Annotated in this window: 19 protein-coding genes; 9 read left to right on the forward strand and 10 right to left on the reverse strand. The window is 66.3% G+C overall.

Going from position 1 to position 22,938, the window contains the following annotated elements:
• Positions 1 to 29: 29 nt before the first annotated feature.
• From OG405_RS26275 to OG405_RS26295, 5 genes are all read left to right on the forward strand, one after another.
• Positions 30 to 1,133: a DUF1707 SHOCT-like domain-containing protein gene (locus OG405_RS26275; RefSeq protein ID WP_327149081.1), complete on the forward strand. Its 1,104-nt coding sequence runs from the start codon at positions 30 to 32 to the stop codon at positions 1,131 to 1,133.
• A 4-nt stretch (positions 1,134 to 1,137) separates the two neighbouring features.
• A complete protein-coding gene (locus OG405_RS26280; protein WP_327149082.1) occupies positions 1,138 to 1,923 on the forward strand; it encodes a DUF1707 SHOCT-like domain-containing protein in 786 nt (261 codons plus the stop codon).
• Between the two features lie 264 nt (positions 1,924 to 2,187).
• Complete coding sequence (locus OG405_RS26285; protein WP_327149083.1) at positions 2,188 to 2,748, forward strand: PadR family transcriptional regulator; 561 nt, start codon at positions 2,188 to 2,190, stop codon at positions 2,746 to 2,748.
• Positions 2,741 to 3,832, forward strand: coding sequence for an inositol-3-phosphate synthase (locus OG405_RS26290; RefSeq protein ID WP_327149084.1), 1,092 nt, complete (start codon positions 2,741 to 2,743; stop codon positions 3,830 to 3,832). The genes OG405_RS26285 and OG405_RS26290 overlap by 8 nt, the downstream gene beginning before the upstream one ends.
• A 131-nt stretch (positions 3,833 to 3,963) precedes the next feature.
• The gene (locus OG405_RS26295) at positions 3,964 to 4,608 is read left to right on the forward strand and encodes a class I SAM-dependent DNA methyltransferase (RefSeq protein WP_327149085.1); all 645 of its coding nucleotides are present in this window, start codon (positions 3,964 to 3,966) and stop codon (positions 4,606 to 4,608) included.
• Positions 4,609 to 5,083: 475 nt separating this feature from the next.
• Here the strand turns inward: OG405_RS26295 and OG405_RS26300 are convergent, their stop codons facing one another.
• The 6 genes from OG405_RS26300 to OG405_RS26325 all read right to left on the reverse strand — a co-directional run bounded on the left by OG405_RS26300 (position 5,084) and on the right by OG405_RS26325 (position 11,829).
• Positions 5,084 to 5,509, reverse strand: a complete 426-nt coding sequence (locus OG405_RS26300; protein WP_327149086.1) for a GyrI-like domain-containing protein — start codon at positions 5,507 to 5,509, stop codon at positions 5,084 to 5,086.
• Between the two features lie 8 nt (positions 5,510 to 5,517).
• On the reverse strand, positions 5,518 to 5,985 hold the full coding sequence (locus OG405_RS26305) for a GyrI-like domain-containing protein (protein ID WP_442790614.1): 468 nt from the start codon (positions 5,983 to 5,985) through the stop codon (positions 5,518 to 5,520).
• A gap of 177 nt (positions 5,986 to 6,162) precedes the next feature.
• The gene (locus tag OG405_RS26310; RefSeq protein ID WP_327149087.1) at positions 6,163 to 8,520 is read right to left on the reverse strand and encodes a transglycosylase domain-containing protein; all 2,358 of its coding nucleotides are present in this window, start codon (positions 8,518 to 8,520) and stop codon (positions 6,163 to 6,165) included.
• Between the two features lie 62 nt (positions 8,521 to 8,582).
• Positions 8,583 to 9,470: a carbohydrate ABC transporter permease gene (locus tag OG405_RS26315; protein WP_327149088.1), complete on the reverse strand. Its 888-nt coding sequence runs from the start codon at positions 9,468 to 9,470 to the stop codon at positions 8,583 to 8,585.
• On the reverse strand, positions 9,470 to 10,504 hold the full coding sequence (locus tag OG405_RS26320; protein ID WP_442790615.1) for a carbohydrate ABC transporter permease: 1,035 nt from the start codon (positions 10,502 to 10,504) through the stop codon (positions 9,470 to 9,472). The genes OG405_RS26315 and OG405_RS26320 overlap by 1 nt, the downstream gene beginning before the upstream one ends.
• A gap of 41 nt (positions 10,505 to 10,545) precedes the next feature.
• Positions 10,546 to 11,829, reverse strand: coding sequence for an ABC transporter substrate-binding protein (locus OG405_RS26325; RefSeq protein WP_327149089.1), 1,284 nt, complete (start codon positions 11,827 to 11,829; stop codon positions 10,546 to 10,548).
• Positions 11,830 to 12,065: 236 nt separating this feature from the next.
• On the opposite strand from OG405_RS26325, the gene OG405_RS26330 reads away from it, so the two are divergent.
• Together OG405_RS26330 and OG405_RS26335 are read left to right on the forward strand one after the other, a co-directional pair.
• A complete protein-coding gene (locus tag OG405_RS26330; RefSeq protein ID WP_327149090.1) occupies positions 12,066 to 12,926 on the forward strand; it encodes a DUF2786 domain-containing protein in 861 nt (286 codons plus the stop codon).
• Positions 12,927 to 12,932: 6 nt separating this feature from the next.
• Entirely contained in the window at positions 12,933 to 13,463 is a 531-nt protein-coding gene (locus OG405_RS26335; protein WP_327149091.1) for a TIGR04338 family metallohydrolase, read from the forward strand.
• A gap of 22 nt (positions 13,464 to 13,485) precedes the next feature.
• Here OG405_RS26335 and OG405_RS26340 read toward each other — a convergent pair whose 3' ends face one another.
• The 4 genes from OG405_RS26340 to OG405_RS26355 form a co-directional block, all read right to left on the reverse strand.
• A complete protein-coding gene (locus tag OG405_RS26340) occupies positions 13,486 to 14,718 on the reverse strand; it encodes an epoxide hydrolase family protein (protein ID WP_327149092.1) in 1,233 nt (410 codons plus the stop codon).
• A 126-nt stretch (positions 14,719 to 14,844) separates the two neighbouring features.
• Entirely contained in the window at positions 14,845 to 15,837 is a 993-nt protein-coding gene (locus tag OG405_RS26345) for an o-succinylbenzoate synthase (protein WP_442790616.1), read from the reverse strand.
• Positions 15,838 to 15,967: 130 nt separating this feature from the next.
• Positions 15,968 to 17,041, reverse strand: coding sequence for an ABC transporter ATP-binding protein (locus OG405_RS26350; protein ID WP_327149093.1), 1,074 nt, complete (start codon positions 17,039 to 17,041; stop codon positions 15,968 to 15,970).
• Between the two features lie 285 nt (positions 17,042 to 17,326).
• Positions 17,327 to 19,243, reverse strand: coding sequence for a S9 family peptidase (locus OG405_RS26355; protein WP_327149094.1), 1,917 nt, complete (start codon positions 19,241 to 19,243; stop codon positions 17,327 to 17,329).
• A gap of 366 nt (positions 19,244 to 19,609) precedes the next feature.
• Here OG405_RS26355 and OG405_RS26360 point away from each other — a divergent pair, with 366 nt between their 5' ends.
• Positions 19,610 to 20,353: a helix-turn-helix domain-containing protein gene (locus OG405_RS26360; RefSeq protein WP_327149095.1), complete on the forward strand. Its 744-nt coding sequence runs from the start codon at positions 19,610 to 19,612 to the stop codon at positions 20,351 to 20,353.
• A 1,058-nt stretch (positions 20,354 to 21,411) separates the two neighbouring features.
• Entirely contained in the window at positions 21,412 to 22,725 is a 1,314-nt protein-coding gene (locus OG405_RS26365; protein WP_327149096.1) for an ice-binding family protein, read from the forward strand.
• The last annotated feature ends 213 nt before the right edge of the window (positions 22,726 to 22,938 follow it).

A 22,938-nucleotide genomic window follows, 5' to 3' on the forward strand; every position in this document is an offset into this window, starting at 1 on the left:
GAGCATCGCCGGAGCCGTACGATCCGGAGGTGTCCACCGCAGTTCCCGCTGATTCCATCCGCGCCCGGGATATCGATCGCGCCGAAACGTCCACCCTGCTGGACGCCGCATACGCGGAAGGGCAACTCGAGGCCGGCGAATACCACGACCGGGTTGCCCAGGCTCGCAGCGCGAAAACCCTCGGTGAACTGCGACGACTGGTCGCCGATCTGCAGACCCCGGCCGCTACGGGCCGCCTGTCGCCGGGGGCGGCACACGAATCCCGGTCCGCAGCGAGCCGGGCCGGAACGAAGGCGGGCTATCCGCCGCGGACGCGGGCGCGCGACGCCGACCGGGCGAACGCGGGTGCGCTCATCGACGCCGGGCGGCAGGACGGCCAGCTGACCGAGGAAGAGCACCGGGTCCTGACAGAACTGCTCGGTTCGGCCCGCACACTCGGCGAATTGGCAGATCTGGTGGCCGACCTACAGGGCAGTCGCCGGGTACCGACTCGCCCGGTGCCCGCCGTACCCCCCGTTTCCGGCCGGAATCCGGCGCTGCTGCTCGCGGCGGGGTTGGTGGCCGCCTTCGTGGGTTTCGCGGTGACAAGCCCCGATTCCGGCTCACCGGTCCCGGAGGCCGCCCCAGGGTCGGCCGCGGCTCCGGGCCGGGACGACATCGCTGCGGTGGTGATCGAGACGCCCGATCTACTGACCAGCGCGGGTCTGGCGCACTTCCTCGCGGAATACCGCGAGAAATTCGGAGATATGGCGGCGGACAGCGTCTACCTCTACCCCGAATTCGCGACCATCGATCGGGCCGTACCGGGCGCGACGAACCGAGAGGTCGGCTACGACTATCGGGGTGGATTCACGCAGTCCGATGACATCACCACTCGACGAACCGATACACAAGCGATGGATCTGGGGCTCCTGGACCCCGCTGCCATCGGGACGGCGGCCGCGAACGCGGTCGAGGCCACCCGAGTGCCCGGCGGTGCCGTCTCGATGATGATCGTCGCTATCGAGTCCTCCGGCGATCTCGCCGGTCGTCCGGTTGTCCGGATCTACGTGCAGAACGAATTCGACGAATCGGGGACTGTATACGTCGACCCCGTGGGCGCGATTCTCGATATCTCGATCTTCGAAGGGTAGGCCCGTGGCGACGAACCAACTCCGGGCGCGCGACCGCGACCGCGCCGATATCTGCGGACTGCTCGATACCGCGCTGGCCGAGGGCCAGCTCACCGCCGGTGAACACGAGCAGCGCACCGCGGCCGCGATGCGGGCGAAATCGTTCGGCGAACTCGATGCGCTGATCGACGATCTGCAGATACCCGGCGACCTCGTGAATGTGCCGGTCCTGCGTGGCCGGCGGCGCTCACGGCCGTGGTGGATACCGGTCGGCGTGGTCGCCGCCGCGCTGGCCTTCGGTGCGCTGGGCGGTCTCTCGGCGGGTGGTGAGGATCAGCCCGCCGCGCGCGCCGTGCTGCCGGATACGACGACGGCGGCCGGGATCGCCGATTTCGTGGAGGTCTATCGTGCCGAGTTCGGCGATACGGTCGCCGACGAGGCCTCTTTCTACCCCGATCATGTGTCCGTCGATCGGTACGACCCCGTCACCCGGGTGCAGACCTCCTACACCTATCGCGACGGTGAGTTCGACGACTGGACCACCAGCACCTCGCGGGCTGCCGAGGAACCCACCCTGGACCTGGGAGAGATCGATCTGACCGCGCTGGCGGGGCTGCTTGCCGGGGCACCGCAGACCGCGAAGGCGCCGGGCGGGACGATCGACTATATCTCGGTGACCTACGAATCCTCTCGGCACGGCGCCGCCGAGCCGATGGTGGAGATCTTCGTGGAAAACGAAGCGAAATCGGACAGGGGCTGGTTCCAGGTCGCTTTCGACGGGGAGCCGCTGGCCGTCCACCCGATAGATTGACGACCGATCGACACAGGCTCATCGGCAGGTGGACGAGGCCGTGGTGGGTGAGTTCGCTCGCGTAGAACTCGACTCACTGGGTTGCGTCGGGATCGGCGGCTTGGGGGCGGGTGAATTGGCTGTTTACGGGGGTGGTGGGGGGTTGATGTTCGCTTTGGGGTGTGTGATGCATCGCGCTGAACTATGCGTGGTTATATCGGTCCGATATAGTGGGTAACTGCATCCATTGGTTAGGTCTGTACGGAAGTCAGGGGGTGAAGCCCGTTGCTCGAACTGGCAATCCTCGGGCTGCTCCTGGAATCGCCCATGCACGGCTACGAGCTGAAGAAGCGGCTCACCGGTCTACTCGGGGCGTTTCGGGCTTTTTCCTACGGATCGCTGTATCCGACCCTGAAACGAATGAGGACGGACGGGCTGATCGCGGAGGAAGTACCCGAGGGACTGTCGACGACCCGCCGGGCCCGGCGGGTCTACCAGCTGACCCCTACCGGTCGGGAGCGTTTCAACGACCTCCTGGCCGATACCGGTCCGCAGAACTACACCGATGACGGCTTCGGCGTCCACCTCGCCTTCTTCAGCCGTACCCCCGCGGAAGCACGGGTACGGATCCTGGAGGGCAGGCGGCGTCAGGTCGAGGAGCGCCGAGAGGGGTTGCGGGAAGCGGTCAAGAAGGCGAGTGGATCGCTGGATCGCTACACCCGTCAACTCCATCAACTCGGACTCGAATCAAGCGAGCGCGAAGTGCGCTGGCTCAACGAGTTGATTGCGGCGGAGCAATCGACGAAGGCGGCACCACAGAAAGAGGGAAATACCGGCCATGAGTAGTGGAGACACCAACAAGTCCAGTGTTCGCGTCGCCATCGTGGGTGTGGGCAACTGCGCCTCTTCGCTCGTCCAGGGCGTCCAGTACTACCGGGATGCCGACGATTCCACGACGGTGCCCGGACTGATGCATGTGCGGTTCGGCGAATACCACGTTCGTGACGTGCAGTTCGTGGCCGCCTTCGACGTGGACGCCAAGAAGGTCGGCTTCGACCTGTCCGAGGCGATCTTCGCCAGCGAGAACAACACCATCAAGATCTCCGACGTAGCGCCGCTCGGCGTGACCGTCCAGCGCGGCCCCACCCTCGACGGCATCGGCAAGTACTACGCCGAAACCATCGAACTCGCCGAATCCGACCCGGTCGACGTCGTCAAGGCGCTGAAGGACTCCGAGGCCGACGTCCTCGTGTCCTACCTGCCGGTAGGCTCCGAAGAAGCCGACAAGTTCTACGCCCAGTGCGCGATCGACGCCGATGTGGCGTTCGTCAACGCGCTGCCGGTGTTCATCGCCTCGGATCCGGAATGGGCCGAGAAGTTCCGCGCCGCGGGGGTCCCGATCGTCGGCGACGACATCAAGAGCCAGGTCGGCGCCACCATCACCCACCGGGTGATGGCGAAACTGTTCGAGGACCGCGGTGTCCAGCTCGACCGCACCATGCAGCTGAACGTCGGCGGCAACATGGACTTCAAGAACATGCTGGAGCGTGAGCGACTGGAATCGAAGAAGATCTCCAAGACCCAGGCGGTCACCAGCAACCTGAAGAAGGAAATGGGCGCCGGCGATGTGCATATCGGCCCCTCCGACCACGTGGGCTGGCTCGACGACCGCAAATGGGCCTACGTCCGCCTCGAAGGCCGTGCCTTCGGTGATGTACCGCTGAACCTGGAGTACAAGCTCGAGGTGTGGGACTCACCGAACTCGGCCGGCATCATCATCGACGCGGTTCGCGCCGCGAAGATCGCCAAGGACCGCGGCATCGGCGGACCGGTCATCCCGGCGTCGGCATACCTGATGAAGTCCCCGCCGCAGCAGCTGCCCGACGATATCGCCCGCACACAGCTGGAAGCTTTCATCATCGACGCGTAAGCGGTCGAGAGCAGAACCCGGCCGCCGTGAACACTCGAAATGTTCACGGCGGCCGGGTCTGTTGTGGGAGCGGCGTGGGAGTTCCGGAATCGGGCCCTGGTCCCCGGCCACCGAGACGGTACGGTTTCGTCGTGACCGAAGCCTCCGCCTTGCCCGACACCGGGTCGGCCTATGACGCCGTCGCCTCTCTCTACGCCGAGCTCTTCAGTGACATGCTCGATGCCTTACCGCTGGAACGTGCACTGCTTGCCGCGTTCGCCGAACTCGTACAAGCTCACGGCGGCGGACCGGTCGCCGATATCGGATGTGGCCCCGGTCAGGTCACCGCTCACCTACGGGCGCTCGGATCGAATACGTTCGGCGTCGACCTTTCGCCCGCAATGATCGCCTTGGCCCGGCAGGCGTATCCGGAGCTGCGGTTCGAGGAGGGATCGATGACCGCTCTGGACCTCCCCGACGAAGTGCTCGGCGGCATTCTCGCTTTCTACTCGATCATCCACCTACCACCTGAGCAACTGCCGGTCGTGTTCACCGAATTCCAGAGAGTGCTGGCGCCGGGCGGCTACCTGCTACTCGGATTTTTCGCCGGCCCCGATGCGCAACCGCGAGAGTTCGACCACAAGGTGGCGCTTGCCTACCGATGGTCGCCCGACAGTCTCGCGGAACTGTTGGCCGCGGCCGGGTTCGTCGAGGTCGGCCGTCTGCTGCGGGAGCCGCACGAGGGCGAACGGGGCCGACAGGCCCAGCTGCTGGTTCGCAAGCCGCCGAGGTCCTGATCGTTGTCACCCGCGGTGGGGGCGGGTCGCTTCCGACGGTGAACGCGGGTCTTCGGGGATGTTGAGGGTGGGCTTGTTCGTGGGGTGAGTGGTGGGGTCACTTGTGAAGGTGGGGGGTGGCTCGTGCAGGTTGGGGGGCTTGCTTGTGAAGGTGGGGGGCCGCTCATGAAGGTGGGGGGTCGCTCATGAAGGTGGGGGGTCGCTCGTGAAGGTGGGGGTGGGGTCGCTCGTGAAGGTGCTGTGTTTTTGGCGCGCTGGCGCGCGCGGGGTTGAGGCCCTGAAGTCTCGCCGTTCAGGCCTCGAGACTCGCGCCTGCGGCGCATGCGCTTCGAGGCCTGAACGGCGAGACGGCCTCAACCCTTTGGGGTGTCTCGTAAGACTCGACTCATTGGGTTGGGTCGGGATTCGACGTGCGGGTCGGTGTTGGGGCTGTTGGGGATGGTAGCTCGGGTGGGTGGGAAAATCGGGCGGGTATTCAGTCCAGGGAGACGTAGACCTCTACCGAGGTCGGTCCTATGTAGCGTTCCAGTTCGGCGGTGTGGGAACGGGTTATCGTGCCTGCCTTCTCCGCTTCCCGGACCCTTGCCCATGCTGTGCGGAGCAGGTCGTAGGGTTTCTCGGTGACCACGAACTTTGCGTAGCGGCCGGTCGGGACCCGGGTGAGAACATCGCCCGGATCCAGGTCGTCCATACCTTTGATCTCGTAGCCGAGTACGGCTACCGCGTGGTCGCCCTGGCCGATGTAGGCGGCGACGCGGGGGACGTTCTTCTCGCGGGAGAGGTAGCGGTCCCAGGTGAAGTTCACCAGGTCGAGGTCGCGGGCGGTCACTTCACGGCCGGCCAGCGGGATGGTCAGCCCGGCTACCAGGCTTTCGTCGAGTTCGACAATTTCGAAGTCCACAGCTGTTCCTACCTGCTCACCGAATCATCTTCTGCCAGTGCGACGAACACTTCCACCGTGTGCTCGTCGGGGTAACGCTCGTAGTCGCCGGCATACGAGCGGATCAACCGCCCGGCGGCCTCGGCGTCCCAGATCGCGCGCCACAGGGTCACGATCGTTTCGCCCAGGTCGTCGCCGCTGAGGGTGAACCGCGCGTAGCGGCCGGCGGGGATACGGGCGAGGACATCGCCGGGTAGTAGGTCGTCGAGGCTGTGACAGCGGTAGCCGATGATATGGGTGAGGTAGGAGTTGATCTCCGGGGCATGATCGACGAACGCGCTGGCGGGGTGACCGGGTAAGGAGCGAGCCAGGGTACGTTTCCAGGCTTCTTCGACTCTGGTGCGGCGCGGCCCTTCCACGGCGAGTGCCGGGCTGCGTAGCACCATTCCCGCCACCAGCGTTTCCGGGCGGTCAACGACATTGAATTCCACCGGCATAGCCCCTATGTCTCGTCATACGTCGTCGCTCCAGCGCATATCCTCCCGCACGCCAGTCCCGGCACGGGCGTCGGCCCGGGCCGGGCCGGTCGGTCGGATGGGCGACATCTCACTCTTGGCCAACGATGCTGCCACGCCGACCGTTCCTTCGGAGGGATCACGACCGGAATCTGTAGATCACGGTACGGGTATCGTGACGCCGGGCAGGATTTCGACGACTCGTGGGGCCGGCGGCGGGGGCGGTGCCGGTGGTGCCGGTGCGGGCGCGGGCCCCTCCACCGGGGGAGGGGCCGGTGCCTGCGGTTCCGGCTGGTATTCGGGTTCGGGCACATACGGTTCGGAGGCGGGCGGGATCACGATGAACGGTTGCTGGGGGGACGGCTGTTGCTGCTGCGGCTCCGGTTGCCGGGGAGGCTGCGGGTTGAGGATGTCGTAAGGGTTGCCCGAAGGCTGCTGGGGTGCGGCGGGGACGACCGGGGCGGGGTTCGACGGCGGTGCGCCGATCTGCTCGACAGGGGTATCGACCAAAGCGCCGTCCATGGTCTGTTTCCAGATATCGGAGGGGAGACCGGACCCGTAGATCGGGCCGCCGCCCGCGGTCACGATCGGGAGATTCGATTCGGTACCGACCCAGACCGCGGTGGACAGCGACGGGGTGAAGCCCACCATCCAGGCATCCTTGTTCTGGCCGGTATCACCCAACTGGGTGGTGCCCGTCTTGGCCGAGGAGGGTCGCCCGCTGAGCCCGTGACCATTGGAATACGACGCGATGGGAAGCATGGCCGCTGCGGTCTGGGCCGCGATGGTCTGCGGAATCCGCTGTTCGGCGGGTGGCGGTTGCGCGCCGGTCCGCTGCTTCGGTTCACCGCCGCGATCCAGCAGGACGCGGCCGTCGCCGCGGACCACGCGCTGTACGAAGTACGGCTGGTGGTAGCGGCCATCGCCGGCGACGGTGGCATATGCCGACGCCATGTCGATCGGCCGCACCAGATAGGTCCCGAGCACGATGGAGGGCATGGGTGCCGAACCCATCTCGGTGAGCGACTGGCCCGGGACTCCGGGAATATCCTGGGGGATACCGGCCTGATGGGCGGCGTCGGCGATCGCCTGGGGGCCGTTGTTCATGGCGAGGGTGAGCCGGTAGAAGCTGGTGTTGAGGGAGCGTTTGTAGGCCTCGCTCACACTGCAGGTACCGCAGGATTCGTTCTCGACATTGCGTACCAGCACACCGTTGACATCCACGGGCGCACTGTCGAAGGCCCGGGAGAGCGGGATGCCCTGCTGCAATGCTGCGAGGACCGCGAAGGTCTTGAACGCCGATCCCGTCTGGACCGGGGCCTGGGCGAAGTCGAAACCGATACCGTCGGCGCCACCGTAATAGGCGCGTACCGCTCCGGAACGCGGGTCGATGGAAGTCACCGCGGTTCGCAGTTCCGGCGGCTGTCCGTCGAGGGCGCCGGTCACGGCGGCGGTGGCCGCCTGCTGGGCTTTCGCGTCGATAGTGGTGGTGATCTGCAGTGCGCCGGTGTTCAGCTCTTGATCGGAGATCCCGGCGTCGGACAGTTCGCGCAACACCTGGGCTTTGATATGGCCCTCGGGGCCACGCGTGCTGTTCGCGTCCTCGGGAGCGGGCGGCGGGACCGTCGGTGGGAAGACGATCGCGTCGCGCTCACCCGGGGCCAGTGCCTTCATCTCGACCATTCCGTTGAGCACGTAGTTCCAGCGTTGCAGCAGCTGGGGGAGCCGCGCCTGCGGATCCAGCGCGGACGGGGAGCGGATGAGGGCGGCGAGGACGGCGCCCTCGGCGGTGGTCAGTTCGAGCACCGGTTTCCCGAAATAGGCCTCGGCGGCGGCAGCGACACCGTAGGCGCCACGACCGAAGTAGATGGTGTTCAGATAGGCGCCGAGGATCTCGTCCTTGCTCCATTCCTTCGACATCTTCGACGAGATGATCAGCTCGTGGGCTTTGCGGCTGACGGTGCGCTCGGAGTCGAGGAAAGCGTTCTTCACATACTGCTGGGTGATCGTGGAACCGCCCCCGGCGTTGGCCCGGCCCAGTACGTTGTCGCGAACCGCGCGCAGCAGACCCGACGTGGAGAAACCGGGGTTGCTGTAGAAGTTGCGGTCCTCCGCGGACAGCACCGCCTCACGGACGTGTTCGGGTACATCCGACAGCGGCACCGGGGTGCGGTTGCCCTCCGGTGGCACGACCTTCGCCAGCACGGTCGTGCCGTCGGCGGCCGTGATGGTGGCGGTCTGGTTGATGGGCACCGTCCCGGCGGCCGGGATCTCGGCACTCCAGTAGACCAGCGCGACCAACAGCGCGGGGACCGCGACCAGAATGGTGAACAGCCAGAGCAGCAGATGGCGGATGCGCCGGCCGCGTGTCCGGTGCGGACGGATATATGCGGGCGGCCGGGGTGGGTGGGGATTCGGCCCGGAATCGTCGAGCTGGTTCCAACCGGCTATGGACGGATACCGGGGTGGCTGGGGTGTGTTGCGACCACGTCTGGAACGGAACGAGCTCACGATCATCTCCTCTCGGAGCGTCGGAAAAACTCAGGCGCACCACCGCCGGTCCTCAGGATACCCAGTGATCAGCTTTTGACGCCGCCCGCGGTGAGCCCGGAGATGATTCGCCGCTGGAAGACGAGTACCAGTATCACCAGCGGAACGGTCACCAACGTGCCCGCGGCCATGATCGCCGCATACGGTTCCACCAGGGGATTGTTCCCGGAGAAACGGGCGATTGCCACGGTCACCGGTTCCGTTTCGCTACCGGATAGGACTCGGGCGAGTAGATATTCGTTCACGGCGGCGATGAACGCCAGGATCGCGGTGGTGAACACCGCGGGCGCGGCCAGCGGCAGCATCACCAAACGGAAGGCCTGGACTTTGGTGGCGCCGTCGATACGGGCCGCCTCCTCGAGTTCCCATGGCAGTTCGGCGAAGAACGAGGCCAGGATGTAGACGGTCAGCGGCAGCACGAAGGAGATGTTCGGCAGGATGAGCGCCTGGTACCTGCCGATCCAGCCGATATCGGTGAACAGCTGGAACAGCGGGGTCACCAGCACTACGACCGGGAACATCGACGCGCTCAGGATCAGTCCGGACACCAGGTAGCGACCCTTGAAGGTGAGCCGTGCCAGCGCGTAGGCGGCCATGATCCCGATGACCAGCGCGATCGCGGTGGTGGCGGTGCCGATGATCACGCTGTTGAGCAATGCCCGGCCGAAATCGTTACCGCGGCTGGTGTCGAAGGCGTCGCGGAAGTTGTCCAGGGTGACGTGGGTGGGCCACGGCGTGGGATCGAAGGTGTAGGCGGGGTCGCGGAACGCGGTCACCGCCATCCAATAGAACGGGCCCAGCCCCCACAGGAACACGATCAGGGCGCCCACGTAGATACGGGCCGAGCCGAGCCTGCGCCGCCAGGACGATGCCGGCCGGGCGGCCCCGGTTTGCTGTGTTGTTGTCACCGCGGCCATCACGCCTTCCGCTGTTCTTCCTGCGTCCGCACCGCGTTCGCACCCAATACCTTCACCAGCAGGAAGGCCGCCGCGAAGATCAACAGGAAGGTGATCGTCGACAGCGCCGCCGCACTGTTGGGACCCTGCCGCGTCTGCTCCACCACCAGCACCGACAAGGTCCGGGTGGCCGGCAGATCATTTGTCATGATGGCGGGCAGGTCGTACATGCGCAGCGCGTCCATGGTGCGGAACAGCACCGCGACCAGCAACGCCGGCTTGAGCAGCGGCATGGTGATCTGGGTGAACCGCTGCCAGGCCGAGGCGCCGTCCACCCGCGCCGCCTCGTAGACGTCCTCGGGGATGATCTGCAGTCCGGCCAGCAGCAGCAGCGCCACGAACGGCGCGGTTTTCCACACATCGGCGGCGATCACCGCGAAACGGGCCGGCCAGGCGTCGGAGGTCCACAGGATCTCGGTGCCGAACACGGTGTTGACCACACCGTCGTACTGGAACATGAATTCCCAGAGCCGGGCCGTCACCGCCGTCGGGATCGCCCACGGGATCAGTACCGCCGCACGCAGCAGCGCCCGGCCCTTGAAGGTTTTGCCCATGACGATCGCCATGCCCAGCCCGATCGCCACCTCCAGCGTCACCGTGACGACCGCGAAGAACAGCGTGACGCCGACGGCACCCCAGAACTCGGAGCCCAGATTGCCGGTCGGGCATTCGGTGACGCCCCCGGTGATCACCTGGCACTGACCGACGAGCCAGTGCAGGTAGTTGTAGAAGGTGCCTTCGCCGCTGTCGACGAAACGGCCGGTCGCCGGATCGAGCTGATCGTCGTAGGTGAACGACATCCACAGCGCCCGCAGCACCGGATAGCCGATCACCACGGTGAGCGCTATCAGTACCGGCGCGACGAACAGCCACGCCCGACCCGACAGGCGGGCTTCATCACGAAGCCTGCCGGCCGTCCCACGATCCGCGCGTGCGTTCGCGGGCTTTTCTGTACGGACCGACGCCTGCGCGTCCGTTCCGGAAGGATCCGACACCGTTACTCTCTCCTACGGGCTCGCCGGGTCCGGTTGAACCGCTACGATCCGGCCGTCTCGATGCCCTTCTGCATGCCGATGATCGCGTCGTTCACGGACTTGGTTCCGGTCAGGGCAGCATAAGCATTGTCCTGAATGGCTTTGGACACCGCCGGATAGAACGGTGTGACCGGTCGGGGCACCGCGCTGGCGATGGAATCCTTCAAGGCGGGCAGGTACGGCATCTTGGCGATGAGCGCCGGATCGTCGTAGATCGAGGCTCGCACCGACGGCAGCGCGCCGGAGGCGATGATGTGCTGGGCTTCCTCGCCGATCAGGTATTTCAGGAAATCCAGGGCGGTGGCCTTGTTCTCGGAGTACGCGCTGATCGCGGCGTTGTAGCCGCCGAGCGTGGAGGCGCCGATACCGGTGTCGCCGGGGAGCGGGGCGACCCCGAATCTATCCTTGACCGCCGAGGCCTCCGAGGAGGCGTCACCGTAGGTGGAGGGCCAGCTGCGCAGGAACATGAGCTTGCCCTGCGTGAACGCGGCACCGCTCGTCGGTTCTTGGAAGGTGATGGCTTCGCGCGGGATATCGCCGACCCGGTAGGCGTCGACCAGTTGCTCGAGCCCGGCCCGCGACTGCGGGCTGTTCACTGTGGGGGTGCGGCCGTCGGTGCCGACGAAGGTGCCGCCGAAGGCGTTGATCACCTCGGCGGTGTTCACGGTCAGGCCCTCATAGGGGGCGAACTGGCCCGCGTAGCAGCCGATCTGGTTATCGCGGGCCAGCGGGCAGGCGGCGCGCATCTCGGCCCAGGTACGGGGAGCGTCGGGTATCAGGTCTTTGCGGTAGAACAGCAGGCCACCGTTGGTGTTGCGCGGTGCGGCGTAGAGAGTGCCGTTGTAGGTGGCGCCGGCCACCGGCGGCGAGAGCAGCGGGGAGGTGTCGATGGTGAACTGATCCTCCAGCGGCTGGATCCAGCCCTTGGCCGCGAACTCCGCGGTCCACGGCACATCGAGGGCGACCACGTCGTAGTCCGTCGACTTCGCGCGCATGTGCTCGACGAGATCGTCGTACTGCGCCGAGGCGTCGTTGGATTGCTCCTTGTAGGTGACCTGCTCGTCCGGGTGGGTGGCATTCCAGTTGTCGATCACCTGCTTGACCGCACCGGTCTCGGTGGTGTCCTTACCTTCGACGTAGGTGATCGGGCCGCGTCCGTCCTGGTTCATGCCGAGCTGTTCATCGGTGTCACTGGCGTTGCAGGCGGTGGCAAAGGTCACGGTCAGCAGCGCGATCGGCCATAGGACGAGCGCGGCACGTAGGGACGGCGCCTTCTTGAAAGCCATCGCGGAACTCCAGGGTCGACACGTGAGCGGCAGCACAAGGCAACATACATGGTGTGCACCGTCGGTGTCGGATACTCCTGGATCGAAGTGCGCTGAACCCCGCCCGCCGCGGCCCGCGCGCGGCAGGCCGTGCGGTCCGCCGGAATGTGTGGCAGTGCGCATAACTACTGGTGGCGGAGCCGGTGCGGATGCCTGTGCCCGTCTCGCGGCCGCCACGACCAGTAGGCTGGTGCCCGATGTCTTCCGCGAACGCAGTATCCGAACGTCTGCTCACCAGGATCGGCGGACTGCTGCGCAAAGCCGAATCCACCGACAACGAGCACGAGGCCGAGGCTTTCCTCGCCGCGGCGCAGCGGCTGGCGACCCGGTCCTCGATCGATCTGGCCGTGGCGCGGGCACACACCCGGGACCGGGAACGGCCCGACGTGCTGATCCAGCGGATGATCCCGATCGGTGAACCCGGGCGCAAGGGGTTGCGCACCTATGTGCAGTTGTTCGTGGCGATCGCCGGCGCCAACGATGTGCGCTGCGATGTCGCCCGCACTTCCACCCAGGTCTACGCCTACGGGTTCGCCGCCGATATCGCCGTCTGCGAGGCGCTCTACTCCAGCCTGCTGGTGCAGATGGTGCGGGCCTCGGACCGATACATCAAATCCGGGGATTATCGGTCGGCGACCGTGGAGAAGGTGGTCACCGAACGTCGCGCCGGGCGCCGGGTACGCCGGGTGGCGCGGGTACCGGTGGCCGGAGTGACGGCCCGGCTGAATTTCCAGTTGGCGTTCGCCGAGCGGATCGGAATCCGGCTGGCCGAGGCCAAAAAGGAGGTCGAGCGGGTCGCGACCACGCGGAACGCGGACGCGGCCGAATCCGTGTCCCCGGAGCAGGCCGCGGATACGGCGCTCGCGCTGCGGGGCAAGGACATCGAATTGACCGACTTCTACACCCGCACTTCCGATGCCCGCGGTACCTGGCGCGGACCGCACACTTCCACCGGGTACGCGCCGGCCGCCCGGCGAGCGGGAGACCGGGCCGGGCAGGCGGCCAGGCTCGGCCCCGCCCGCGAGCTGGACGGCGCGCGCGGGCAACTCCCCGAATAGCCCGCGATGAGTGCCGTGCGGGATACCCAGCGCGCCAGGGTGTACGACGCGGAACAACTGGTGCGCTCGATATTCGATCGAGCAGCGGAATTCGGGCAGCGAACTGTCGAAGTGCACGGGTCGCGGTTGACTCTCCCGGTGGAACGGAGATTCGCCTCGGTGGATTCGGTGCAGCAGTACTGCGATCTAGTGCTCGCACTGGGCTGGGTCGCGGCCACCTGGGATCGGGCCGGGGTGCCCATCCGGGTTCGTGCTCGCGCCGGAAGCGTTGCCGCCCACTATGAATCCGACGTCGCGGTGCTGGCAGTGCCGGTCGCCGCCCGACGTTCGGGACGCGGACGGACGGCGTGGGCGCTCCGGGAACTGGTGGTATTGCACGAGCTCGCCCATCACCTCGAACCGAGGCCGGAAACGGCGGCGGCGCACGGGCCCGGATTCTGTGGTCGCTATCTGGAATTGGTGGAGGGCGTGATCGGACCCGAGGCGGGGTTGTTGCTGCGGATGACTTTTCACGACTGCGGAGTGCGGGTGGAGTGAGTGGTGCACGCCCGGCGGTTCTTCAGCGAGGGGCGGCCGGATCGGTGTCGAGCCGGGTGAGGAAAAAGGTCCGGATGTCCTCGGCGAGCAGTTCCGGTACCTCCATCGCGGCGAAGTGACCGCCGCGGTCGAACTCGGACCAGTGCCGGATGTCGTAGAGCCGTTCGGCCAGCGGTCGCACCGACTGGGTGATGTCATGGGCGAATACCGCCACGCCGAGCGGTACGGGGCACGGTTCGGTCCGTCGCGCAGCCTCGCGGCTCAGTCGCGCGGAGGAGGCCGCGGTGGCGGTCAGCCAGTACAGCGAGACGTCGGTGAGGATCCGTTCGTCGTCGACCGGGGTGCTCGGATCGGTCCACTGGGCGAAGCGTTCGGCTATCCAGGCGAGCTGGCCGACCGGTGAGTCGGTCAGCGCGTAACCGATGGTCTGCGGCGTGGTTGCCTGCAGAGCCTGGTACGGCGGTCGGTTCGCCATCAGCTGCTTGATCTTGTCCAGCCGCGCCTGATCGGTTGCGGTCAGTTCGATTCCGGCTTCGGGGTCGGGTCGGGTGGGCAGGTAATTGACGTGCACTCCGACGACGTGTTCGGGCGCCGACGCGCCCAGCGCGGTCGAGATACCCGAGCCGAAGTCGCCGCCTTGTGCGCCGTAGCGCTGGTAGCCGAGGCGGTGCATGAGTTCGGCCCAGGCGCGGGCGACCCGGGTGGTGTCCCAGCCGCGTTCGTGGGTGGGTCCGGAGAATCCGAAGCCGGGGATGGACGGGATCACGAGGTGGAAGTCGCGGGAGAGGGGTTCGATCACATCGAGGAATTCCAGGAACGATCCGGGCCAGCCGTGGGTGAGGATCAGCGGGAGCGCGTCGGATTTCGGTGAGCGAACGTGGACGAAGTGAATGTTCTGGCCATCGATTTCGGTGGTGTAGTGGGGGAGTTCGTTGAGTGCGGCTTCGTGTTCGCGCCAGTTGTAGCCGGTGCGCCAGTGCTCGGCCAGTTCCTGGAGTCGTGCCAGCGGGAAGCCGTAGTCCGTTCCGGCGTCGGTGATCTCGTTGGGCCAGCGAGTGCGGGCGAGTCGGTCGTTCAGGTCGTCGAGGTCGGACTGCGGGATGTCGATCTCGAAGGGGGTGATGGCAGCCGGGTTCACGGTGGTCTCCTGGGTGGCGGCGCGGGGGTCGGTAGCGGATGTGGAGGATGCGCATCCGGTCACGGTGAGTGCGAGGGCGATTGCGGCCGAGCCGGCGTATCGAACGAACCCGTCCATGTAACGTCTCCTATTGTTGGTGAGGCCAACGTTAGCAAACGTTGGTGAAACCAACAAGTGGATGGAGGGTTCGCCCGACCTACTCGCGGTCCGGAACGCTGCCGTCGGCGCATGTGGCGCCGGGCATCAATTCTCCGTGCGCCGCAGCTCCAGCAAGCGCCGCATTCGGGTGATCCACCAATCAGCGCGCTCCGCGTCCGGGTGGCGGTACTTCGCCAGCAGATCGGGGTCGGGCACGGGGGCGGTGCGCGGAACCGGGAGGTAACCGTCGACCGGACGCAGCGACTCGGCGACGATATCGCCTTCGAACAGATTCACCGTGCCGAGTCCGCAGGCGTGGTCGAGTTCGGGAAGAGCCCCGGCCAGGGCGAGCTGCGCGGCGAGTCCGACGCTGGTTTCCAGGGCCGAGGAGATCACGCACGGCAGTCCGGCGGCCGCGGCGACCTCCAGTGCCCGCCGGACACCGCCGAGCGGAGTGCATTTCAGTACCGCGATATCCGCGGCGCCGGCCACCGCGACGCGCAGTGGGTCCTCGGCGCGGCGGATCGATTCGTCGGCGGCGATCGGCACGGCGACACGGCGGCGCACCGCGGCGAGCTCCTCGATCGTGCGGCACGGTTGCTCGACATACTCCAGTCCGCCTGCGGCCCGGTCTATTTCGCGAATGCTCCGGACGGCGGTCTCGACATCCCATACGGCGTTGGCGTCGACCCGGATCGCACCGCCGGGTCCCAGGGCCGACCGTACGGCCTCCACCCGGGCCAGGTCCTCCGGCAGTGAGCCGGGGTGATCGGCGATCTTCACCTTCGCCGTACGGCAGCCCGACCCGGCGACGATCGTGTGCGCCCGTTCCGGGGAGACGGCCGGCACCGTGCAGTTGACCGGAATCCGGTCCCGCACCGGTTCCGGCCAGCCGACGGTGACCTGCTCGACAGTGGTATCGAGCCAGTGCGCTGCCTCGCGGTCTTCGTATTCGGCGAACGGGCAGAATTCACCCCAGCCGCGGGGCCCGCGCACCAACACCCCTTCGCGAACGGTGATCCCGCGGAATCGCGTCCGCAAGGGGATCGCGTAGACGTGGACCTCGTCCAGCCAGGGCAGTTCGCTCACCGGAACCACACTAGGCCGGGTGGTGCGGGTCGGCGGCGGATAACGGGAACCGAGGGTGCGGCACGGATCTTCCCGTCGACGACCTCGTGCACCGGTCCATGGCGTCGGACCGGTGCGACCCGGAAACCGGGTTCCCCGCTCAGTTCAAGCGGCGACCGTCGTCGGGTGCGAAGAAGTAGACGTGCTCGGGGTCCGTGGCCAGCCGTACCCGGCTGCCCTTCGCCGGCGGGTTGCGCCAATCGGTGCGCGCCACGATCGTGTCCGCGCCCTGGGTGTTCTCGGTGGGGCGGCCGTAGATGAAGGCATCGGAACCCAGTTCCTCGACCACATCCACCTCGATCTCGATACCCGAATCACCGGTCTCCAGGTGCTCGGGGCGGATGCCCACGGTCACCGAGGCTCCCGCGGCGTCGGTGACCGAGCGTGGCAGGGGCAGCGCGAATCCACCGATCCGCACCGCACCGTCGGTGATCGGCAGCGTGAACAGGTTCATGGCCGGCGACCCCATGAATCCGGCGACGAACACGTTCGCCGGATCGCGGTAGAGGTCGCGCGGGGCGGCGCACTGCTGGAGCAGGCCGTCGCGCATGACCGCGACCCGGTCGCCCATCGTCATGGCCTCGACCTGGTCGTGGGTGACGTACACCGTCGTCGTCGACAGCCTGCGCTGTAGCTGGGCGATCTGGGTTCGGGTCTGCACCCGCAATTTCGCGTCCAGATTGGACAGCGGTTCGTCCATCAGGAACACCTGCGGATCACGCACGATGGCCCGGCCCATCGCCACCCGCTGCCGCTGACCACCGGATAGTGCCTTGGGCAGCCGGTCCAGCAGCGGTTCGAGATCGAGCAGACGGGCCGCTTCACGCACCCGGCGCTGGGACTCGTCCTTGCCGACTTTGGCGAGTTTGAGCGCGAAACCCATGTTCTCGGCGACCGACATATGCGGGTACAGCGCATAGTTCTGGAAGACCATCGCGATATCGCGATTCTTGGGATCGGAGTGCGTGACATCGCGGTCGCCGATCAGAATGCGACCGTCCGATACTTCCTCGAGTCCGGCGAGCATCCGCAGCGAAGTCGATTTCCCGCACCCGGAGGGGCCGACCAGCACCAGGAACTCACCATCGGCGATCTCGAGCTGCAACTGATCGACTGCGGGCGTTTTGGCCCCCGGGTACTGCCGGGTGGCGCGATCGAAGGTCACCGTGGCCACGGCTTGTTCACTTCCCTTCACCGGTTGGAACACGCGAAGTGGAGCGAATTCGCAACATGTGCGTGGTCATGGCGTCAGAGGCTACCGCTGGTGTTCTCGAGCTCCGCATGGTCTGTACGTTTTCGGTGCGTATCGTGCCAGTGAACGCATCGACTGTCCACCCCCGTCGGAGCCCTGCGCGACCTGCCGACCCGGGCCGCCGCGGGTCGCGCGGAACCAGCGAATCCCGACGGCCGGGCCGGTGTGGGTGCGGCGCCGGCCCGAACGACACCGCCCACTCGATGGTCAGGTTCGGAGCTGCTGCTCGCCCGCGCCGGAACCGAGGTGCCGGGCGAGGAAACGCTCGATCGCGCGGTACATATCGATCTGGTTGTCCGGGTTCACGAAACCGTGCCCTTCGTCCTCTTTGACCATGTACTCGACCTCGACCCCGCGCGCCCGTAGCTCCTCGACGAGGTCGTCGGATTGGGCGCGGACCACCCGTACATCGTTCGCGCCCTGGATCACCAGCAGGGGCGTGCGGATCCGGTCGAGGTGGTAGATGGGCGACCGGGCCGCGATATCGGCCGCCTGCTCCGGATCGTCGGGGTCGCCGACGAAACGATGGAAGTTGTTGACCAGGAACCGCCTCCCGAACTCGGGGATGGTCCGCATGAAACCCGCGAGATCGGAGATCCCGACATAATCGACTGCCGCCGCGAAGATATCAGGGGTACGGGTGACCCCGACCAGGGCGGCGTAACCGCCGTAGGAGCCGCCGAAGATCGCGACCCGGTCGGGATCGGCGTATCCCACACCGACGGCCCAATTCACCGCATCGATCACATCGTCGTGCATCCGCCCGGCGAATTCGCCGACCGCCGCTTCGACGAAAGCTTTTCCGTATCCGGTGGATCCGCGGAAGTTGACCTGCAGTACCGCGTAACCACGATTCGCCAGCAGCTGTACACCTGGGCTGTAGCCCCAGCTGTCACGGAACCACGGGCCGCCGTGCAGTTGTACGACCATCGGCAATCCGCACGGTTCGACCCCCACGGGCAGCGTCAGATGACACGGCAGTTCGAGTCCGTCGCGTGAAGGGACCGTCACCGGTGTCATCGGCGCCAGAGTCGCGGGGTCCAGATGCGGGAAAGGCCGGAAGAGCAGCCTGCTCTCCCCGGTGGTGTGGTCGTAGAAATAGGTGCGGCCGGGATCGCGGTCGTGGGTGAAAGAGACAACCCATCGCCGGCCGCTCTCGTCCGAGGAGATCGCGGCGAGGTCGCCGTCCGACAGCGCGGAAAGGTTCTCGAGCACCTCCGCGAATAGCGGGTCGAGGGGTCGGATCACCTGCCGTTCGCGCAGGTAGCGGGCGCCGATCAACTCGCCGGTCCGCCGATCGAGGATGAGCGGCGGTGGCAGTGCCGGGTTCACCATGGGGCGGGTGTCGAGATCGAAGGTGGGGTGACTGTCGACCTCGGTCTCCGCGCCCGAGGCCAGATCCACCCGGACCACCCGGGTGCGGTCGGTCCCCCGGTTGGAGCCGATCCACACTCCGGTTCCGTCGGGGGTGAGCTGCACCGGATAGACGCCCATCGGATAGTCCGTGCCGTCGAACACCAGGAGCGGATGCAGCGTGCCCGTCACGCTGTCCCAGCGCCCGAACTCGAAGTCGCCGCTCGCGGTCATCGTGGTGGCGAACAGTTCACTGCCGCGTCCGGGCACCCAATCCGAGACGTACCCCGGATTCTGTGCCAGCACAGTGATTTCGCCGGTGGCGATGTCGAGTTCGTGGAGATCGAATTCCTGGAGCGTCCTGAGATTCAGGGTCAGCAGTGCGCGCCCCGGCCTTTCGGCGGGCATTTCGAAATGCAGTACCCGCGACCCGGGGAACGGTGTGAGATCCACGGCCGCGGCGTCCGGGGCGTCCAGGTCGACCCGGTACAGATGCCAGTTCTCGTCGCCGCCGTTGTCCTGGGTGTACAGCAGCCGGCGCGGATCGTTGGTCCAGTGGTATTCCTGCACACTGCGATCCGCGTCGGCGGTGACGCAGCGCGGTGTCCTGGCCCCGTCGAGGTCTTCGATCCACACATTGAGGCGGTTTCGCCACGGTGCCAGATAGGCGATCCGGTTCCCGTCCGGCGAGAGGGAGGCGGCCGTGCGGACGGGTGGGCCGAAGAAGTCCTCCACGGTGACGAATTCCGGTAGTAGTTCGGGCAGTGCCATATCGATCCTTCCGGCTGTCGGTGGGTAGGCGACTGCGACCGGTAGCGGCGGTACCGTGGGTGTCCCACGTCCGGAGGTCGCTGTGCTCGATCGGACGCTGTGCTCGATCGGACGCTGTGCTCGATCGGACGCTGTGCTCGATGGCTGATGCCAGGAGACACCAGGCCGCAACGGCACGGTCAACGCCGATCCGGCGAGATCCAGGTCACATCGGTGGATCGGTTCGTGTCGTTCGCCACCGGGATGCCGTGCGCCGGGGTGCGCGCGCTTGACTGTGCCGCTACGGCACAGTTCAGGCTGGTATCGAGTCGGGCTGGTATCGAGCCGCCGCGTTGTGGCGGCGGAACCGGAGCGGAGGAGTCGGTCATGACGTGGAGTACCCGTCAGCTCGCGGAACTCGCGGGCACGAGCGTGCGCGCGGTCCGTCACTACCACGACATCGGTCTGCTCGACGAGCCCGAACGGGCCTCCAACGGCTACAAGCGGTACGGGGTAGCCCACCTGCTGCGTGTTCTGCGGATCAAACGACTCTCCGATCTCGGAATACCGCTCGCACAGATCGCCGAGATGGGTGAAGGGGAAGATTTTCCCCGTGACGCGTTACAGACTCTGGACGCCGAACTGGCGGCGACCATCGATCGGCTCCAGCGCATCCGAGTGGAACTCGCCCTGATCCTGCGGCAGGGCGCCTCCACCGATCTCCCATCCGATATGGGTCCGGCCACCGCCGTGCTCACCGACGCCGACCGCGACTTCACTGTCATCCTCACCCGGGTGCTGGGCCCCTCCGGTCTGGGTGCGCTGCGCGGTCTGCTGAACGAACAACGCACTGTGCCCGCGATGTCGGAATTCGACGAGCTGCCCGCCGAGGCCGACGAACCCACCCGTATCGAATTGGCCGAACGATTGGCCCCGTACGCCGGCGAGGTGAGCGCCGAATACCCCGAGATCGCCGCGCCGGCCACCGATTCGCCGGTGGGCGCGAAACGCGCGGCGGAAACGGTCGGCAAAGCTCTGCGAGATCTCTACAACCCGGCTCAGCTCGACGTCCTGGTCCGGGTCAACCGGCTGCTCTACGGATCGGATCAGCAGCGCCCGGGCGGGAACTGATACTCGCGGCTCGATCGATGTCCTCCCACGCTGTCCGGCGGCGGACCTCGGTGACCCGGTCCGGCTGCTCGGTGTAAACGGGTCTGCCGTGACTCGCATCGACTCCAGGTTTCGCCGATCGCGCAAGGCGCTCAACGGTGACTGCGGTGGGCGGTCTCCGGTTCAACGACGCGGAGGAGTTCGAGAGCCGTGACGCCCGGGGAGCCGGGTGGTGGTGTGAAGAGGCGGATTCGCTGATCCGCGGCCCGGGTCTGCGGCATCTCGAAGTCGAATTCGATGGCCCCGACAAGTCAAGCCCCCTCGCCACACGACAGACGGCGCCCGCCACCACCGCTACCGGGCAGTTGCGCTGCCGTGCCAGATGGCACGGTTCTTGCCGGCACCTGGTTCTGATCGTGAATACGGGCAGCAGTCGCTGGCGAATCTCGACATCACCTCGAGATTTTTTGTGATCGCCGATTTCGACACCACTGTTGGTGGTAGGCCCTAGCCCAGTGATGTCAATCTTTCCTGACCGGGGTCGGGAAGCATCCTGCCCCGCCGATGCCTGTATTCGTGAACGACCGACGCCAGAATTCGCGAACAACGACACCGAATTTCGCAAACGTCCGGTACCGAAATTCCCGAATAATGGCACAGAATTTCGCGAACAATCGGCACCGGGATTCGCGAACAATCGGCACCGGAATTCGCGAACAATCGGCACCGGAATTCGCGAACAATCGGCACCGGAATTCGCGAACAAAGCTCAGGCGTCCTAGCTGGGCGGCGGCTCCCATCGAAGACATAACACAAGTTCCCGACCGATTTCAGCTTCCTTGGAGCTATCGACCGGACCCGAAAATGGAAAGAGACCGGACAAGAACTGACCGCGGATTCCTTGCCAAAGTGCCACCGCTGGACGACTACTGGTTATAGGCGGCGTATCAAACAGACGAACCCTGCGCTGCTGCGGAAACCCCTTTTTTCGCGTTCACTGATCAGAAAGCAATATAATGGCACCTGTTATCACCTCACTGACACCCTCTTTCGGCCCTCCGGCGGGTTTCAACTCTGTAGTGATCACCGGCTCCGGATACGCCAATGTCGGTCCCTTGACCGTCCGGTTCGGCGCGAACGCAACGACATTCACCATCGACTCCGATACCCAGATCACGGCCATCGTCCCGCCCGGCACCGGCACGGTCAACGTCACCGTCCAAGTACTGCTGGACGGCACGAGCAACCCGATGCCCTACATCTATGGTCCGGCTCCGGTTCCTACCTTGACCAGCATCACTCCGACTTCGGGGTCCGCGGCCGGCGGGACGGCGGTCGTGCTCACCGGGACCAACTTCACCGGAGCCACCGCGGTGAGTTTCGGTGGGACACCGGCAACCTCGTTCACGGTCAACTCCTCGACGCAGATCACCGCGGTGACCCCTGCCCATCCAGCTGGGCCGGTATCGGTCACCGTGACCAACCCGTTCGGAACCAGCAACGGTGTCGCGTTCACCTATATCGCGGTGCCCACCCTCACCGGCGTCACCCCGAACTCAGGACCGCCCAGCGGTGGGACAGCGGTCGTGCTCACCGGCACAGGCCTGACCGGAACCACCGCGGTGAGTTTCGGTGGGACACCGGCAACCTCGTTCACGGTAAACTCCGACACCCAGATCACCGTCCTCACCCCAGCTCATGCAGCTGGAACAGTGTCTGTCACCGTCACCACTCCAGGTGGAACCAGCAATGGTGTCTCCTTCACCTACGCTTCTTCGGGTCTGGCGCCTGTCGATCTGGGGACCGCGGCTTCGTTCGCGGTACTGGGTGCCTCGACAGTCACCAACACCGGAGCCACGGCCATCTCCGGCGACCTGGGTGTCAGCCCGGGCACCTCGGTGACCGGATTCCCGCCGGGAACGGTGACAGGCGGTGCGATCCATGCCGGGGACGCGGCCGCGGCGCAGGCACACACCGATTTACAGGCCGCCTACACCGATGCGGCGGGCCGGACACCCACCGCTGCCGTGACCACCGATCTCGCCGGACAAACCCTGACCTCCGGGGTGTACAACGCCACCGGCGGGATCGGCCTGAACGGCACGGTCACCCTGGACGGGCAAGGCAATCCGAGCGCAGTGTTCATCTTCCAGGCCGGGACGACACTGATCACCGGAGCCAACAGCGTGGTCAACCTCATCAACGGCGCCACCGCGGACAACGTGTTCTGGCAAGTCGGTAGCTCGGCCACACTGGGCGCCGATACCGACTTCGCCGGAAGCCTGCTGGCCTTCACCTCGGTGACGGTGACAACCGGCGTCACCGCAGACGGGAACATCCTGGCCCTCAACGGCGCAGTCACCCTCGACACCAACACCATCACGGCACCCTGAACCACAACCCACCGAAAGGACTCGATCACCCTGTCCGCGTGCCATCGGCGCGCGGACAGCGCCGTATCCGGGCGTGGGTAGCCCGTACACGGTCCGGGACCGCCGCTACGGGTGGGGTGGAGGGACAGTCGCCCGAGATGCGGCGCTGAGGAGTTCCGGCGGTGGGGTTTCCGTCGGTTCATGACGGGTAAGCAGGGGCCAGTCGGAGCGGCT

Source organism: Nocardia sp. NBC_01329, assembly GCF_035956715.1.
Classification (GTDB): domain Bacteria; phylum Actinomycetota; class Actinomycetes; order Mycobacteriales; family Mycobacteriaceae; genus Nocardia.

Bases quoted from the DNA above. Each gene is read 5' to 3' on its own strand.
- OG405_RS26305 (WP_442790614.1), bottom strand. From the start codon at position 5,985: ATGCCGGTGGAATTCAATGTCGTTGACCGCCCGGAAACGCTGGTGGCG.
- OG405_RS26360 (WP_327149095.1), top strand. From the start codon at position 19,610: ATGACGTGGAGTACCCGTCAGCTCGCGGAACTCGCGGGCACGAGCGTG.
- OG405_RS26325 (WP_327149089.1), bottom strand. From the start codon at position 11,829: ATGGCTTTCAAGAAGGCGCCGTCCCTACGTGCCGCGCTCGTCCTATGG.
- OG405_RS26330 (WP_327149090.1), top strand. From the start codon at position 12,066: ATGTCTTCCGCGAACGCAGTATCCGAACGTCTGCTCACCAGGATCGGC.
- OG405_RS26310 (WP_327149087.1), bottom strand. From the start codon at position 8,520: ATGATCGTGAGCTCGTTCCGTTCCAGACGTGGTCGCAACACACCCCAG.
- OG405_RS26315 (WP_327149088.1), bottom strand. From the start codon at position 9,470: ATGGCCGCGGTGACAACAACACAGCAAACCGGGGCCGCCCGGCCGGCA.
- OG405_RS26290 (WP_327149084.1), top strand. From the start codon at position 2,741: ATGAGTAGTGGAGACACCAACAAGTCCAGTGTTCGCGTCGCCATCGTG.
- OG405_RS26340 (WP_327149092.1), bottom strand. From the start codon at position 14,718: ATGGACGGGTTCGTTCGATACGCCGGCTCGGCCGCAATCGCCCTCGCA.
- OG405_RS26335 (WP_327149091.1), top strand. From the start codon at position 12,933: ATGAGTGCCGTGCGGGATACCCAGCGCGCCAGGGTGTACGACGCGGAA.
- OG405_RS26355 (WP_327149094.1), bottom strand. From the start codon at position 19,243: ATGGCACTGCCCGAACTACTACCGGAATTCGTCACCGTGGAGGACTTC.